The sequence below is a fragment of the Streptomyces sp. NPDC045846 genome (genome assembly GCF_056431605.1).
On sequence record NZ_JBWKKJ010000003.1, the window covers coordinates 73,772 to 87,210 of the forward strand.

A 13,439-nucleotide genomic window follows, 5' to 3' on the forward strand; every position below is an offset into this window, starting at 1 on the left:
TGCCGCAGGGCAACGGTCCAGCCCGTTGCCCTCAACCTCCCTTGACCACGCGGGCTTTGGCGGCGACGGGGTCTGCACGGTGGCCCCGGCCGCGGTCGGCCAGATGCTTGTGCAGGAACGCGGTCTCCGCCTCGACGGCTTGTTCGTGCGCGTCCAGGAAGGGGGCGTAGTGGCTGCCCGGCAGGTGGACCACTTCGGATCGCGGCGCGTTCCGGGCCGCCCGGAGGGCGGGTCCGGGAAGTGTGCTCTGGTCCTGGTCGCAGACCACCACAAGGAGCGGGCACCGTACCCGGGAGGCATGGCGGCCCGGCCGGTACCCGCCCAGCTGCAGGGCGATGCGTGCGGCGACGGTCTGCTCCCAGTTCGTGTGACGGCGCTCGGGATCGAGGGCCCGGTCACCGTCCATGGCGTCGGGCGTGGTGAGCGAGGCGACGGCGCCGCGCGGTCCGGCGGCGGCTACCAGCAGCGGAGGCCGCCCGACCAGGCTGCCGAGCATGTCCGCGACACCGCGGCCCAGGAGCCGCAGCACCGCGAGGGGGGTCATGGAACGCAGCGCGTGAGGAGCGAGCGCGAGGCCGTCGACGACCGGGGTCTGCGCGATCGCTCCGGCCAGTCGCGGGTGGTCGGCCGCGACACGCACGACGTGGCCTCCCGCCAGTGAGAAACCCCAGACGAAGATCCCGTCCGGCTCGACTCCGGGCAGACCGGCCGCGTACTCGATCGCCGCGCGCCAGTCGGCGACCTGTTCGTCGAAGCGGACGACCTGGCGCGGCGCGCCGCCGCTCTCGCCGAACCGCCGGTGGTCGAAGGCGAGGACGGCGAATCCGGCCTCGTTGAAGCGTGCGGCGAACTGGTCCGAGGCCGGTTCCTTCGTCACCGCCGTTCCGCCGGCCATGATGACGCAGCCGCCGTTGGACCCCGGGTAGTGCCATGCGGCGCATGTGGTGTCGCCGCTGGTGAAGCGGACTTTTTCCCGTTGCTTGAACGCGGGCACAGGCACGGTGACCTCCGTGGGTAGATGCTTCGATGTCGTGGTGGGTGAAGAGCGCGGGCCGCGGTGCGCACCGCGGGTCCCTCGCACGGGGCCGCCCAGGGCCCGGAGGTGTCGGCGGTCAGCCGGTCAGGCCGGGAACCGGATCGTCGGGTTGAGGATCACCGGGGTTGCCCCTTCCCTGGCTCGGTCCGCCGTCGTACCCCTGGAACGGGGCGGAGGGGATGACATCCATGGTTGGGCCGCATGCGCCGAGACGGGCCCCACGGGGCGGGGCAATGAGCGAAACTCGTCTTCATGGCGAGCGCGACGGCGGATTCCGTACTGAGTCTCCTGGACCAGCGGCTGGTGGCCGCGTTGCAGTGCGACGGTCGCGTCACCGCGGAGCGGGCGGCCCACGTACTGGGCCTCAACCCGGCCACGGTGCGCCGTCGCCTGCACGCGCTGGATGCCGAGGGCACGGTGCGGGTGGTGGTCTCGCCGGTCGCCAGGCCGCGCAACGGCGGCTCGGCGGGGGCCCTGTTCCTGCGCATCCGGGTCCTGCGGGGAAAGCTCGACACCATCGTGGCCGCGCTCGCGGCGCGCGAGGACATCCCGTTCATCGATGTCACCACCGCGGGAGACGAGATCTTCGCGGTCGCCCGCACCGAACCGGGCTCACGCGACCCGCTGGTCTTCCGTCAGCTGCCCTCGAGCCAGGCGGTGACGTCCCTGGAGAGCGCCACGATCCTGCACGTCTTCCGGCTCACGTCCGAGTGGCGTCACCAGGTCCTGACCGTGCCCGAACGCGCGGCGCTGAGCCCAGCCGCCCCCTCCCCCGAGGCGGAGGCTTCCATCTCCCCCGGCCCGTACGGCATCGACGCCGACGCCCTCGAAGAGTCCCTCATCGACGCGCTCACCCCCAACGCGCGTCTGACCGCGGCGGCCCTGGCCGCGCACACCGGCCACCCGGAGAGCACGGTGCGCCGACGCCTGGCCCGGCTCGGCGCCCAGGGCCGCCTGATCACCCAGGTCCTGGTCGAACCAGGCCGCCTGGGCCTGCCCATCGAGGCCAAACTCCTCCTGCACGTCGCTCCCGACCATCTGGCCGGCGCCGGGCGGGCACTGGCCGACCACCCCGCGGTGCACGGCGCGTTCGCGACGTCGGGCCCCTCGAACCTGCACGCTGCCGCGTACTTCCCGGATCTGACCGCGCTCTACGGATTCCTCTCCCGCGACCTGGTCGGGCTGGGCATCACCCATGTCGAGACGGCCATCGTCAGCCGCGCCGCCAAACGCACCCCCGCACCGGCCCCGACGGTCTCGGCCACCGGCACCGCGGGGCCGCCACGTCGACCGCGTACCGCGGCGAAGGCCCGGTGACACCTCGGCGCAGCCAGGTGGGGCTCGCACTGAAGGGCCCCGCACGGTCCGGCGACACACCCCCATCGACCGTCAGACCCCGCGTGCCTTGGGCCACTTGCACCCTGCGGGGAGCGGGCGCAGAGCTGGTGCTCGGCCGTCGCCGTCAATCCGAGACGGTGTGCCGGAGGATCGCGCACCTACGGTCCCCGGCCCGTACCTTCCAGTTGGTATGAGGCCCCTGGGCCGCCGCGTGGCAGGGTGGTCAGCCGCACACTCATGGTGCGGCAGGTTTCCGGGGCAGGAGGTGGCTGTTCAATGCTGACGTTCAGGGTGCTCGGGCCCTTGGAAATCACGGGGAACGGCGCGCCCGTCGAAGTACAGGGACCTCAGCGCCGCATGATGCTCGCCCGCCTGCTGGCCGCGCAGGGCCAAGTGGTGTCCGTGGAAAGCCTCATCGACGGACTCTGGGAGGGGGTGCCGCCGCTGCGCGCCACAGGTGTCCTGCGGACCGTCGTCTTCGGACTGCGCAAGACGCTGGAGCCGGACCGGCCGCCGCGCACACCGCCACGGCTGCTGATATCCGCCCCCAACGGCTACGCGCTGCGCGCTCCCGAGGAGGCGGTGGACGCCTGGCGTTTCGAGGCGGCGGTGCGGATGCCCCGCGCGAGCGGCACTCCGCCGGAGACCGTCCTGCACCAGCTCGACCGCGCGCTGGCACTGTGGCGCGGCCCCGCCTACGCCGAGTTCGCCACCGCGCGCTGGGCCGCGCGGGAGGCGGCCCGTCTCGAGGAGTTCCGGGCGCGGGCGGTGGAGCAGCGGGCCCAGGCCCTGCTCACGCTGGGCCGTGCCGCCGAACCGCTGCCCGACCTGGAGGCACAGGTCCTCGACCATCCGCTGCGCGAGGAGAGCTGGCGGTTGCTCGCGCTCGCCCTCTACCAGGCCGGGCGCCAGGGTGACTCGCTCGCGGCGCTCCGCCGCGTCCGGCGCGTGCTCATGAACGACCTGGGTGTGGAGCCCGGTGTGGAACTGCGCCGCCTGGAGGCGGACGTCCTCGCCCAGGCGCCGCGCCTGGAACCGGCCACCGCCCACCGGCCCGCCGTGCGGCTCACTCCCTCGGTGGCCATCTCCGCGGCCCCTCCGTTCGTCGGGCGCGCGCACGAACTGGCCCGTCTGGAGGGGGCCGCGGCGGTGGCCGCCGCCGGGCGGCTCACCCTGGCCCTGGTCACCGGCGAGCCGGGGGTGGGCAAGACGCGGCTGGTCGAACAGGTCGGCGCACAGCTCGCCCGTCGTGGCTGGACCTGCGTGCGCGGCCGCTGCCCGGAGAGCGGCGGGGCACCCGCCGCGTGGCCGTGGACCGAGCTGCTGACCGCACTGGCGGGTGCGGGCCACGAACCGTCCCCCGAGACCGCCCGGGTGCTGGCCCCGCTGCTGGAGAGCGCGTCCACGCACACCTCCCACGACGCGACGGGCGGGCGGTTCCGGATGCGTCACGCCGTCGTCAACCACCTCACGGCCGCCGCCCGTACGGCCCCGCTGCTCATCGTCATCGAGGACCTGCACCGCGCCGACGAGGAGACCCTCGACCTGCTGGCCCACCTCGTCGACGGCGCCGACGCCGCCCCGATCATGGTCGTCACGACGCTCCGGCCGCACGAGGAGTCCCCGGGGCTGCGGGACGCGCTGGCCCAACTCGCCCGCTACGCCCCGGTCCGCGTCGAACTGGCGGGCCTCTCCGAGGAGGCCGTGGCCGAACTCCTGCGGTCCGGGACACCCGAGCTGGACGAGGCGACGGTGCGGGCCGTCGCCGAGCGGACCGGGGGCAACGCGTTCTTCGTGTGCGAGACCGCACGGCTGATCAGCGCGGCGGGCGCCGAGGACGCCCTGTCCCAAGTGCCCGCCGGAGTGCACGCCGTGGTCCGCCAGCGCCTGGCCAGGCTGCCCGCATCCGCCCAAGCCCTGCTGCGACAGGCCACCGTGCTCGGCCGCGAGATCGACCTGGACGTTCTCGCCGCGATGACCGACAGCGACCCCGAGACCATGGCCACCGCCGTCGAGACCGCCCTGGCGGCGGGACTGCTCGTGGAAGAGGGCCCCGATCAGGTGCGCTTCGTCCACATCCTGGTGCGCGACGCCCTCTATGAAGAGGTTCCCCAGCTGCGCCGCGCACGCTGGCACGCCCGGGCGGGCACCGAGATCCAGCGGCTGCGCCCCGACGAAGTGAGCCTGCTGGCCTACCACTTCCTGGCAGCGGCCGACCGGGCGAGCGCCCCGCGCGCGGCACGCTATGCGAGGGCGGCCGCGGAGCAGGCGACCTGGCGGTTCGCCCACCGGGAGGCAGCCCGGCTGTGGCAGGAGGCGGTCGCCGCCCACGAGCGCTCACAGGTCCACGACGAACGGACCCGCCTCGGCCTCATCATGGGCACGATCAGAGCGCTCGCGCTGGCCGGCGACGTGGTCTCCGCGCGCGAGCGGCGCAACGCGGCCCTCGCCGATGCCGAGAAGCTCGGCGACCCGGAGCTCACCGCGGACCTGCTCTCCGCTTTCGACGTGCCGACCATCTGGACCAACCGCCGTTACGCGGCCAAGGACGACCAGGTCGTCGCCGCGGCCGAGCGCGTCCTTGGCCAGCTGCCCCCACATGCCGCGGAGGCGCGCTGCCGCGTGCTGACCACCCTGGCCCTGGAACTCGACGGCACCCAGGACGACCGGGGGCGCCAGGCCGCCCACCAGGCCGAAGCCCTCGCGCGCGGCCTGGAGCGGCCGGATCTCCTCGCCCAGGCCCTCAACGCCCGGCACGCGCACGCCTACCATCGCGCGGGGCTCGCCACCGAGCGCCTGGCCATCGGCCGCGAGCTGCTGATCCTCGGGGTCCGCCACGAGTTGGCGGCGGTGGAGGTGCTGGGCCATGTGATCCTCGCCCAGGCCCATGCCGCGCTGGCCGAGCCGGAGACGGCCGACGAACACGCCGACGCCGTCGAGCGGTTGGCGGACCGCTACGACCTGCCGCTGCCGGGCACGCTGCTCGGCTGGTACCGCGCGATGCGGCTCTCGGTCGCGGGCCGGTTCGCCGAGGCCGACACCGCCTATCGCCGCACCACCGAGCGGCTCGGCGAATCCTGGATGTGGGGCATCGAACGCGATCTGCTGCACTTCGCCCTCTTCTGCCTCTACATCCAGAACGGCACCCTGCTCGACCTGGCGGGAGAGGCCGACGAGCAGTACGGGCGCTGGGGCTCCAACTACGCGCGGGGCAAGGCCCTCATGCTGCTGGCCGAGGGCCGCACCGCCCAGGCGCGCGCCGTCACCTCGGCCGCGCGGGAGCTGCCCCGCGACTATCTGCTTGAGGCCCGCCTCGGTCTCGCCGCCATCTTGGCCGTGTCCCTGGACGATCGGGAGATGGCCGCGTCGGTGTACGAGGAACTGCTGCCCGCGGCGGACTGCCTGGCCGGGGCGGGCAGCGGCGTGGTGACCCTGGGCCCGGTGGCCCACTACCTCGGCGAGCTCGCCCGCTGCCTGGGGCGACCGGAACAAGCGGCCGCACACCACCGCCACGCGCTCGCCATCGCCGAGCGCACGGGCGCACCGCACTGGGCCGAGGCAGCCCGTACGGCTCTCACCCGAGCGGGATCCGGCTGACGGCCCCGGCGCCAGGTGGCCCGCCCCACCCGGCGCCGGAAGGGACACCGGGCCCGGCTGGGTCCGCGCACCAAGAGGCGGTCAACCTCGGTGCCAATCCAGCCAACTTGAGAGCCGCAGGAACCGGGCGCAGCCCAGCCAGTTGTCATGCTCGCGATGAACTTGTTTACTGCGGACAACAGCTGAGACTCAAGGAGGCGCAACAGTCTCATGAGCAAGCGAACAGCCGTCATGACGGCACTCATCCCGGCCCTCCTGGCTACGATGGTCGGCCTCGCACCGGCACACGCCACGCCGCGCGCGCCCGCAGCGGTGGTGACCCTGACCTACGACGCCAGCGCGGCCGGCCCGTGGTCGGACTCGATCGCGCAGGCGGTACAGAACTGGAACGACGCGGTGCACAACGTGCACCTGGAACCGGCCGGCAGCTCCGGATCGGCCGACTACGTCTACGAGGCGACCAGCGGCTGGCCGCAGGCCACGCTGGGACCGATCTTTCCCGGCGGTTACGGTGATGTGCAGCTGGGTCAGCAAGCGGTGAACGAAGGCTACGACGCGACACGGATCACGGCGCACGAGACCGGCCACATCCTGGGACTGCCGGACGACTACAGCGGCCCGTGTTCGGAGCTCATGTCCGGCCACGGCCCCGGCACGTCCTGCACGAACGCCAAACCCGACGCGGCGGAGGCGGCCCAGGTCGACAGCAACTACGCAACCGGCCTGGCGGCAGCCCACCACCCGCGCCACCAAGTGGTGATCGACGTCTGGTCGGGCCGTACCCGCACCGGCTCGCACTGAGCCCGCGCCGCCCCTGAGTCGCCGAAGACCGCTGAAGCACAGCGCCCCGCGACTTCAGCGGTCGGTCGGCGAGGCCCCGGCCCGAGGACCCCGCCCTCCCTTGCGGTGGCACTCAGTGCCATAGTGCGGACATGAACTCTCCCCTCATCTCCGGGACTTCACAGGCGTGGGCAGCCCTGGAGGGCGACCCTTCGCTGCTGGACCGCGTCTCCCACGGCGGCCCCTCTGGAGGCCTGCCGGCGCGGCTCCCGGTCATGGAGCTGGCACGGGCCACCGTCGCCGCCTGCTCACTCGCGGCCGCCGAGCTCACGTCCGTACGGACCGGGCACCCCGTGCCCCGCGTGCGGGTCAATGACGAGGCGGTCGCGACGGCCTTTCTCAGCGACCGTCTGGTGCAGGTCGACGGCCAGGGGTGGTCGACGTTCTCACCGCTGTCCCGGTTCTGGCGGGCGAGCGACGGATGGGTCCGCACCCACGCCAACTACCCGCACCACAGGGCCCGCTTGCTCGCCGCGCTGGGGGTCGTGGAGGACACCGACGAGAAGGTGGTGGACGCGGTGGCCCGCGTCATCGCGAGCCTGACCGCGCTGGAGGTGGAGGAGACCGTGTACGCGGCGGGCGGCCTGGCCGTGGCGGCGCGCGGTCCCGAGCACTGGGCCAGGACCGGCCAGGGAGCCCTGGTCGCCCAGCAGCCGCTGCTGACGACGGCACGCCTCGACGACGCCGAGGGCAGGACGCTCGGCGCCGCCGCCCTGCCGTGTGCCGGGCTGCGCGTACTGGATCTGACCCGGGTACTGGCAGGCCCCGTCGCCACCCGAACGCTGGCTCTGCTCGGCGCGGACGTACTGCGGATCGACGCCCCGCAGCTGCCGGAGAGCCAGGAGGCCCACAACGACACGGGGATGGGGAAACGCTCCACCACCCTGGACCTGAGCGAGGCCACCGGCCGTCAGCACTTCGACGACCTGCTCGACCAGGCGGACGTGGTGGTCACCGGCTACCGGCCCGGCGCCGTGGAACGGTGGGGGCTGACCCCCGAGGCGCTCGCCGAACGCCGTCCGGGCCTGGTCATCGCCCAGCTCTCCGCCTGGGGCCGCTACGGGCCGTGGCACGAGCGGCGCGGATTCGACAGCCTGGTCCAAGTGGCCACTGGAATAGCCGAGTTGGAGGGCTCGCCCGAGTCACCCGGCGCACTGCCCGCCCAGGCACTCGACCACGGCACCGGCTACCTCCTCGCGGCCGGGGTGCTGCGCGCCCTCACCGAGCAGCACCGCACCGGCGGCACCCGGCTGCTCCGCCTCGCCCTCACCCAGACCGCACACTGGCTGGTCCACGACCTGGCGCCCGCCCCGGGCGAACAGGCAGGCTTCGACGCCGCGCACTGGCTGACCGAAACCGACAGCCCCATGGGCCGACTGCGGCACGCACTGCCACCGCTGTCTTACGAGGGCGGCCCCGTGAACTGGCAACGCCCGCCGGGCCTGTGGGGCACGGACGCCCCGGTGTGGAACGGCGCCTGACCGGACCGGCCGGACGCGGCACCCACCACGTACTCAGGGGCAACGGCTGATTCAATCGGCCGTGATCGCGTCCAGTTGGGCCCGCAGGTAGGTGTGCGAGTCGATCCCCCGGACGACCGTGCCGGGGTCACACTCATAGAAGTACACCAGCGAGAGCAGTTCCTCAGCGGGGGCGTCGGCGGGCGGTGGCAGCACCCGGTGGCGGCCCGACTTCCACCGGCCGTCCGTCCAACGAGCCATCAGATCACCGATGTTGACCGTCAGCGCGGCCGGGTCGTACGGGGCGTCCTGCCAGCCGTGCCGTTCGCTGAACACCTGGAGTCCACCCTTGCCGTGCTGCCGGTCCAGGACCGTCACCGTCCCGAAATCGGTGTGGGGACCGATTCTGAACTGGCCCGGCCGCGGGGCGCCGACGGTGTCCGTTCCCGGGTACCAGTTGATGTTGAACCCCCAAGTGGGGTGACGGGTGTGTCGGGTGAAGAAGTCCGCGGGACGGCCGAGGGCGACGGCCAGCAGCCCCAGGAGGCGGTCGGAGAGCGCCTGCATCCCGGCGAGGTAGTCGTCGAGGAGCGGCTTGAGGGCCGGGACCTCGGCGGGCCAGGTGTTGGGGGCGAACCACTCCGCGTCGACGGCCGCCTCCCCGGTGGGGCGCTCGGCGGCGAACGACAGTGACTCCTTGAGGTCCGGCGGGGTCTCGGTGCCCTCGGCATAGCCGTTGGCCTCGGCGCCGGGGCCCAGCCACCCCCTCCCGCCCACCTTCACGGCGTACGGCTGCTTGGCAGTGGCGGGAAGGTGGAAGAAGCCGCGCGCGGTCTCGCGAATCGCGACAGGCAGGGACGGGTCGACACCGTGTCCCATGACCAGGAGGAAGCCCGCGTTCTGGAGGGCCCGGTCGACGCTGTCGGGATCGGGGGCGTTCAGATCGACGGTGGGAATGAGGTCCACCCGGGACATCTCCCCCGCCCCGCCCTTTCCCGAAACCCGGCCCGACAAAAGTCGGGCCACGGAGGTGAGCCGTCCCCAGGAGTTTGGCGAGGGCCCCGGATATCAGGTCGACCTCACGCGCATTCCGCCCTGTTCGCGAGGCCGAAAGGTTTAGCCATGGTTGGTTTTTGATGAAGAGTAGGTAAAGGATAAGGTGTTCGAACAACGCCCGGAGCGCCCGGTCGTCACCCCTTTTTGAGAGCGAACACACTTCATGAGCGACCAGTCCTCGAACGCGTACGGAACTCCCCAGCCCGGTGGAATGCCGCCCGCTCCGACCCCGTACGGATACGACCCTTACGGCCGTCCGTACTCGGACAAGTCGAAGATCGTGGCGGGTGTACTCCAGCTCTTCCTCGGCACCTTCGGCATCGGCCGCTTCTACACCAAGCACACCGGCATGGCCATAGCCCAGCTTCTCACCTGCGGCGGCCTCGGCTTCTGGGCTCTCATCGACGGAATCCTGCTCCTGGTCAGCGACAACAAGACGGACGCGGACGGCCGCGTGCTGCGTGGCTGAACCTGCCGTGCGCCAGGCGACGCCCAGTGACCCACGTCCTGGGCGCAGCCTGCGTCTGCCGCTGCCGGTGCGGCCCGTCGCTGTCGCCGTCGCGGCGTCGGCCGGATTGCTCTACCTCTACGGCCACTCCCCCTATGACCCCGCTCAGCTCCTCCCCCGCTGCCCGTTCCACTGGGTGACCAGACTCAACTGCCCGGCCTGTGGCGGCACTCGGATGACCTACGCGCTCGTGCACGGCGACATGACGGCCGCCTTCCGCGCCAACCCTGCCCTGTGCGCAGCCCTCCCTCTCGTCGCCCACGCCTACGGCCGCTGGAGTGTGGCGTGTCTCCGTGGGCAGCCCTACCGCCTGCCAATCGGGCGCCCAGGCACTGCCCTCATCCTCACCGCGGCCCTGACCTGGACGATTCTCCGCAACATCCTGGGCCGCTGACAGCGCGGTGATGCACGGCCCGGGCGAGGCGATCCATGGCACGAGCACATCGGCGGAGGCGGGGAAGCGCCTGCCGGATATTTGAGTGCCGTGCCGCCGGAGTAAGAGCAGACTCCCGGTCCATGGCGGACATGTGCGCGTTCCGGGATGCGGTCAGTGGCTGGGCGAGTGGTGGTTCCGGAGCGGCGGCGAGTGAGCTGGCGGCGCGACTTGGAGTGCGGACGGCGGTGCTGCTGGAAGGGCCGAGTGACGTCGCGGCCGTCGAGGTGCTGGCCGCACGGCATGGCCGGGACCTCGCCGCCGAAGGAGTGTGCACTCTGGCCATCGGCGGGGCGATGAGTGTCGGCCGCTATGCCGGCCTCCTCGGGCCGCCCGGCCTTGGCCTGCGGCTGACAGGACTGTGCGACGAGGGTGAACAGGGCTTCTACGAGCGCGGCCTGAGGCGGGCACACACGCCGCACCCGAGCTTCTTCGTGTGCGTGGCGGACCTGGAGGACGAGCTCATCCGCGCGTTGGGGACAGCGGGAGTCGAAGAGATCGTCCGGGCGGAAGGGGAACTCCGGGCCTGGCAGACCTTCCTGCATCAACCCGCCCAGCACGGCCGGCCCCGGGAACAGCAGCTGCGGCGATTCCTCGGCACGAAGAAGGGCCGCAAGATCCGTTACGGACACCTCCTGGTAGAGGCCCTTCACCTCAGCCAGACGCCCGCCCCACTCGATGCGCTCCTCGCCAGTGTGTGACGAAAAACGCTGTCCGGCCACGAACGAACGGGCCAGGTCCAGCAGTTCCTGTGCGCCCCGGTCGTCTCGGCCACTCATGGCGTAGCACCCCCGGCCCGCTGCATCGTCCTCACACCCTGAAAACTCGTGTTCGCCCTGCCGTCCGGGCCGGACTACATGGTCTGCCGTGCGGGGAGTTGGGCTCCCAACATCCCCTACGGGCCCCGAGGGGGTAATCCCCCGATGCGGCCGGGGGGTCGCTCCATGGCTCGGCGGAGCGGCCAACGGCCATGATCGGCACATGACTTCACGACGAACGGGAATCCGGATTCTGACCGGTGCGGCGGTCCTCGGCAGTGTGTCCGCGCTGCTGGCTCCCATGTCGGCTTCGGCCGACTCCCCCAGCGAGCGGACACAAGGCGGGACTCTCGTCTCGGTCGAGAAGGCGGCCGACCTCACAGCGGAGGAAGTGGCCGTCGAACTCCGTGGAAAGATCGGATCGTCTCAGGTCCGCTACGGCGTGACCGCCTACCGAGTCACCTACCGCACCACGAACAGCGCTGGTGCCCCCACGACCGCGAGCCAGCTCGTCGTGCTGCCCAAGAACGGGGCGCGCCACCTGCCCGCCGTCTCCTGGCTGCACGGCACCATCGTCTACCGCAAGGACGTCGCCTCGGAGAATCCGAAGTCGGACGACCGGCTCGCCGCCCTGCTGTTCGCCTCGACCGGGCGTGCCGTTTCGGCGCCCGACTACGTGGGCCTCGGCTCCGGTGAAGGCTTCCATCCCTACGGTGACCCTCGGGCCACCGTCGCGGCCTCGGTGGACGGTCTGCGCGCAGCCCGGACGTTGGCCCACCGCAAAGGCCGGGAGCTGGAGCAGAAGGTCCAGGTCAGCGGATTCTCGCAGGGCGGCCCCGCGACCATGCTGGTAGGCCGGGCCCTTCAACAGCAGGGGGCCGACCGGTACTTCAGGCTGGGGGCGCTCGCACCGGTCAGCGGCCCCTACGATCTCTCGGCCTTCGAGGCCGCCGCGGCCGACGACAGAATCGCGAAATCCGGCATCTACCTCGCCTACTTCGTCACCGCATGGAACAAGATGTACGGCCTTTACGCCTCACCCAGTGAGGCGTTCCGCTCCCCCTACGACGGCAAGGTGGAGGGTCTCTTCGACGGCAACCACACCGCCGAGCAGATCATCGGCGAACTCCCGGCCGCCTCCAAGGACCTGTTCACCGAGGACTTCCTGAACAAGATTCGGAAGCCCGACGGGGTCCTGAAGGACAGGCTGCGCCCGATGGACAACACGTGCAACTGGCGGCCGACCGTACCGGTGGAGATCTTCTACGGAGGCGGCGACAAGGACGTTTCACCCAGTAACTCGGCTTACTGTGCGGATCAGTTGACGAGAAACCGGGCGGCAGCCCGGCTGACCGATGTCGGTGACTACGACCACAACGGATCGGTAGGACAGGCCCTGCCCCGGATCATCCGGTTCTTCGACGAGTCGGCGAAGACCGACTGAGGCGCGGGCCGGGCAGCCGCCGTACACGCGGCGGCACACCCACGGGGCCCTGCCGTCCCCGTGCCCCCTGCCCCCGCACGCGGAGACCGTCGCCGCTGTGGCTCTCCCGTGCACAGGCCGGGCGCGGTCGCGGCCCCGGCGGTCTCGTCCGGCTCAGAGCGGCCCCGCCACACCGAGCTCGAAGCCGGGCAGCCGCACTCCACGGCCTCCCTGACCGGCTACCCGGACAGACCACATGCGCCTCAACCACCACTGGCCGCTGCGGTGAATCGCAGGGGCGATCACCTCCGCGAGGAGAGGGCGGCCCGCAAGCCGCGGTCAAGCAGGGGAGCGTTCCGCCAGCACGTTCTTCAGCTCCTCCATCGACGCCCGGAGCCTTTCTTGCAGGTCAGGGCCGCCTGGCTCGTCGATCCACCGCGCGAAGGCGACCTTGAAGACCGCGATCCCCGTCTCTGCGGCCAGGCTCGCGGCAGGCTCGGGTACCCCGCGGCCACGCAGCGCTTCGGCCATGGCGACAACAAGTCCGGCGAGCTTGATCAGCTCGCGTTCTCGTAGCTCCGCATGCGCCGAGACGATGCTTTCACGCAGCCTGACCCGTTCGGCATTCTCCAGGAACTGGGCGCCCAGCGTTTCGAGCGCGGCGCCCACCGCGTCCATGGGCGCCGTGCCGGTCGGCGTGTCCGCGACGGCACGGGTCAACACGTCCCGCACCATCTCCGTGCCGGAGAACAGGACTTCGCGCTTGTCTGCGAAATGCCGGAAGTAGGTGCGCTCGGTCAGCCCGGCCCGCGCGGCGATCTCCGCGGCCGTGGTCTTCTCGAACCCCTGCTCCGCGTAGAGATCCAACGCGGCCTGCGCCAGCCGACCGCGCGCGTTCGGTTCCCATCGACCCATGGGCCGATCATACGTGATGACAGTGAATGTCATCACATCGTACGGGGAGGTCAGGCAGAGGTAAGCGGACCGGCG

At 71.8% G+C, this 13,439-nt stretch carries 10 protein-coding genes and 1 pseudogene; 8 read left to right on the forward strand and 3 right to left on the reverse strand.

Annotated features, from left to right (window positions below):
• Nucleotides 1-31: 31 nt before the first annotated feature.
• Entirely contained in the window at nt 32-1,000 is a 969-nt protein-coding gene (locus tag AC07F3_RS09340; RefSeq protein WP_479112075.1) for an alpha/beta hydrolase, read from the reverse strand.
• Between the two features lie 288 nt (nt 1,001-1,288).
• Between AC07F3_RS09340 and AC07F3_RS09345 the strand changes: the two genes are divergently transcribed.
• The 4 genes from AC07F3_RS09345 to AC07F3_RS09360 all read left to right on the forward strand — a co-directional run bounded on the left by AC07F3_RS09345 (nt 1,289) and on the right by AC07F3_RS09360 (nt 8,292).
• Nucleotides 1,289-2,353: an Lrp/AsnC family transcriptional regulator gene (locus tag AC07F3_RS09345; protein ID WP_479112076.1), complete on the forward strand. Its 1,065-nt coding sequence runs from the start codon at nt 1,289-1,291 to the stop codon at nt 2,351-2,353.
• A gap of 297 nt (nt 2,354-2,650) precedes the next feature.
• Nucleotides 2,651-5,971, forward strand: a complete 3,321-nt coding sequence (locus tag AC07F3_RS09350) for a BTAD domain-containing putative transcriptional regulator (protein WP_479112078.1) — start codon at nt 2,651-2,653, stop codon at nt 5,969-5,971.
• Nucleotides 5,972-6,181: 210 nt separating this feature from the next.
• Nucleotides 6,182-6,772, forward strand: a complete 591-nt coding sequence (locus AC07F3_RS09355; protein ID WP_479112080.1) for a snapalysin family zinc-dependent metalloprotease — start codon at nt 6,182-6,184, stop codon at nt 6,770-6,772.
• A 131-nt stretch (nt 6,773-6,903) separates the two neighbouring features.
• The gene (locus tag AC07F3_RS09360; RefSeq protein WP_479112082.1) at nt 6,904-8,292 is read left to right on the forward strand and encodes a CoA transferase; all 1,389 of its coding nucleotides are present in this window, start codon (nt 6,904-6,906) and stop codon (nt 8,290-8,292) included.
• 51 nt (nt 8,293-8,343) lie between these two features.
• Here the strand turns inward: AC07F3_RS09360 and AC07F3_RS09365 are convergent, their stop codons facing one another.
• Nucleotides 8,344-9,246, reverse strand: a complete 903-nt coding sequence (locus tag AC07F3_RS09365; RefSeq protein WP_479112084.1) for an isopenicillin N synthase family dioxygenase — start codon at nt 9,244-9,246, stop codon at nt 8,344-8,346.
• Nucleotides 9,247-9,514: 268 nt separating this feature from the next.
• On the opposite strand from AC07F3_RS09365, the pseudogene AC07F3_RS09370 reads away from it, so the two are divergent.
• The 4 genes and pseudogenes from AC07F3_RS09370 to AC07F3_RS09385 all read left to right on the forward strand — a co-directional run.
• Nucleotides 9,515-9,796, forward strand: a pseudogene (locus AC07F3_RS09370) (TM2 domain-containing protein); the annotation flags it as partial.
• A 67-nt stretch (nt 9,797-9,863) separates the two neighbouring features.
• On the forward strand, nt 9,864-10,229 hold the full coding sequence (locus AC07F3_RS09375) for a DUF2752 domain-containing protein (protein WP_479112086.1): 366 nt from the start codon (nt 9,864-9,866) through the stop codon (nt 10,227-10,229).
• 122 nt (nt 10,230-10,351) lie between these two features.
• Entirely contained in the window at nt 10,352-10,969 is a 618-nt protein-coding gene (locus AC07F3_RS09380; RefSeq protein ID WP_479112088.1) for a TOPRIM nucleotidyl transferase/hydrolase domain-containing protein, read from the forward strand.
• Between the two features lie 280 nt (nt 10,970-11,249).
• Nucleotides 11,250-12,470 (forward strand): lipase family protein, encoded by a 1,221-nt coding sequence (locus tag AC07F3_RS09385; RefSeq protein ID WP_479112090.1) that lies wholly within the window; start codon nt 11,250-11,252, stop codon nt 12,468-12,470.
• Nucleotides 12,471-12,788: 318 nt separating this feature from the next.
• On the opposite strand, the gene AC07F3_RS09390 is transcribed toward AC07F3_RS09385, so the two are convergent.
• Nucleotides 12,789-13,364 carry a TetR/AcrR family transcriptional regulator gene (locus tag AC07F3_RS09390; RefSeq protein ID WP_479112092.1) on the reverse strand — a complete coding sequence of 192 codons (576 nt, stop codon included), beginning with the start codon at nt 13,362-13,364 and terminating at the stop codon, nt 12,789-12,791.
• Nucleotides 13,365-13,439 lie beyond the last annotated feature (75 nt).

What these genes read in the sequence shown, in the direction of transcription:
- AC07F3_RS09385 (WP_479112090.1), top strand. Translation starts at nt 11,250, where the DNA reads ATGACTTCACGACGAACGGGAATCCGGATTCTGACCGGTGCGGCGGTC.
- AC07F3_RS09390 (WP_479112092.1), bottom strand. Translation starts at nt 13,364, where the DNA reads ATGGGTCGATGGGAACCGAACGCGCGCGGTCGGCTGGCGCAGGCCGCG.
- AC07F3_RS09360 (WP_479112082.1), top strand. Translation starts at nt 6,904, where the DNA reads ATGAACTCTCCCCTCATCTCCGGGACTTCACAGGCGTGGGCAGCCCTG.
- AC07F3_RS09380 (WP_479112088.1), top strand. Translation starts at nt 10,352, where the DNA reads ATGGCGGACATGTGCGCGTTCCGGGATGCGGTCAGTGGCTGGGCGAGT.
- AC07F3_RS09365 (WP_479112084.1), bottom strand. Translation starts at nt 9,246, where the DNA reads ATGTCCCGGGTGGACCTCATTCCCACCGTCGATCTGAACGCCCCCGAT.
- AC07F3_RS09355 (WP_479112080.1), top strand. Translation starts at nt 6,182, where the DNA reads ATGAGCAAGCGAACAGCCGTCATGACGGCACTCATCCCGGCCCTCCTG.
- AC07F3_RS09345 (WP_479112076.1), top strand. Translation starts at nt 1,289, where the DNA reads ATGGCGAGCGCGACGGCGGATTCCGTACTGAGTCTCCTGGACCAGCGG.
- AC07F3_RS09350 (WP_479112078.1), top strand. Translation starts at nt 2,651, where the DNA reads ATGCTGACGTTCAGGGTGCTCGGGCCCTTGGAAATCACGGGGAACGGC.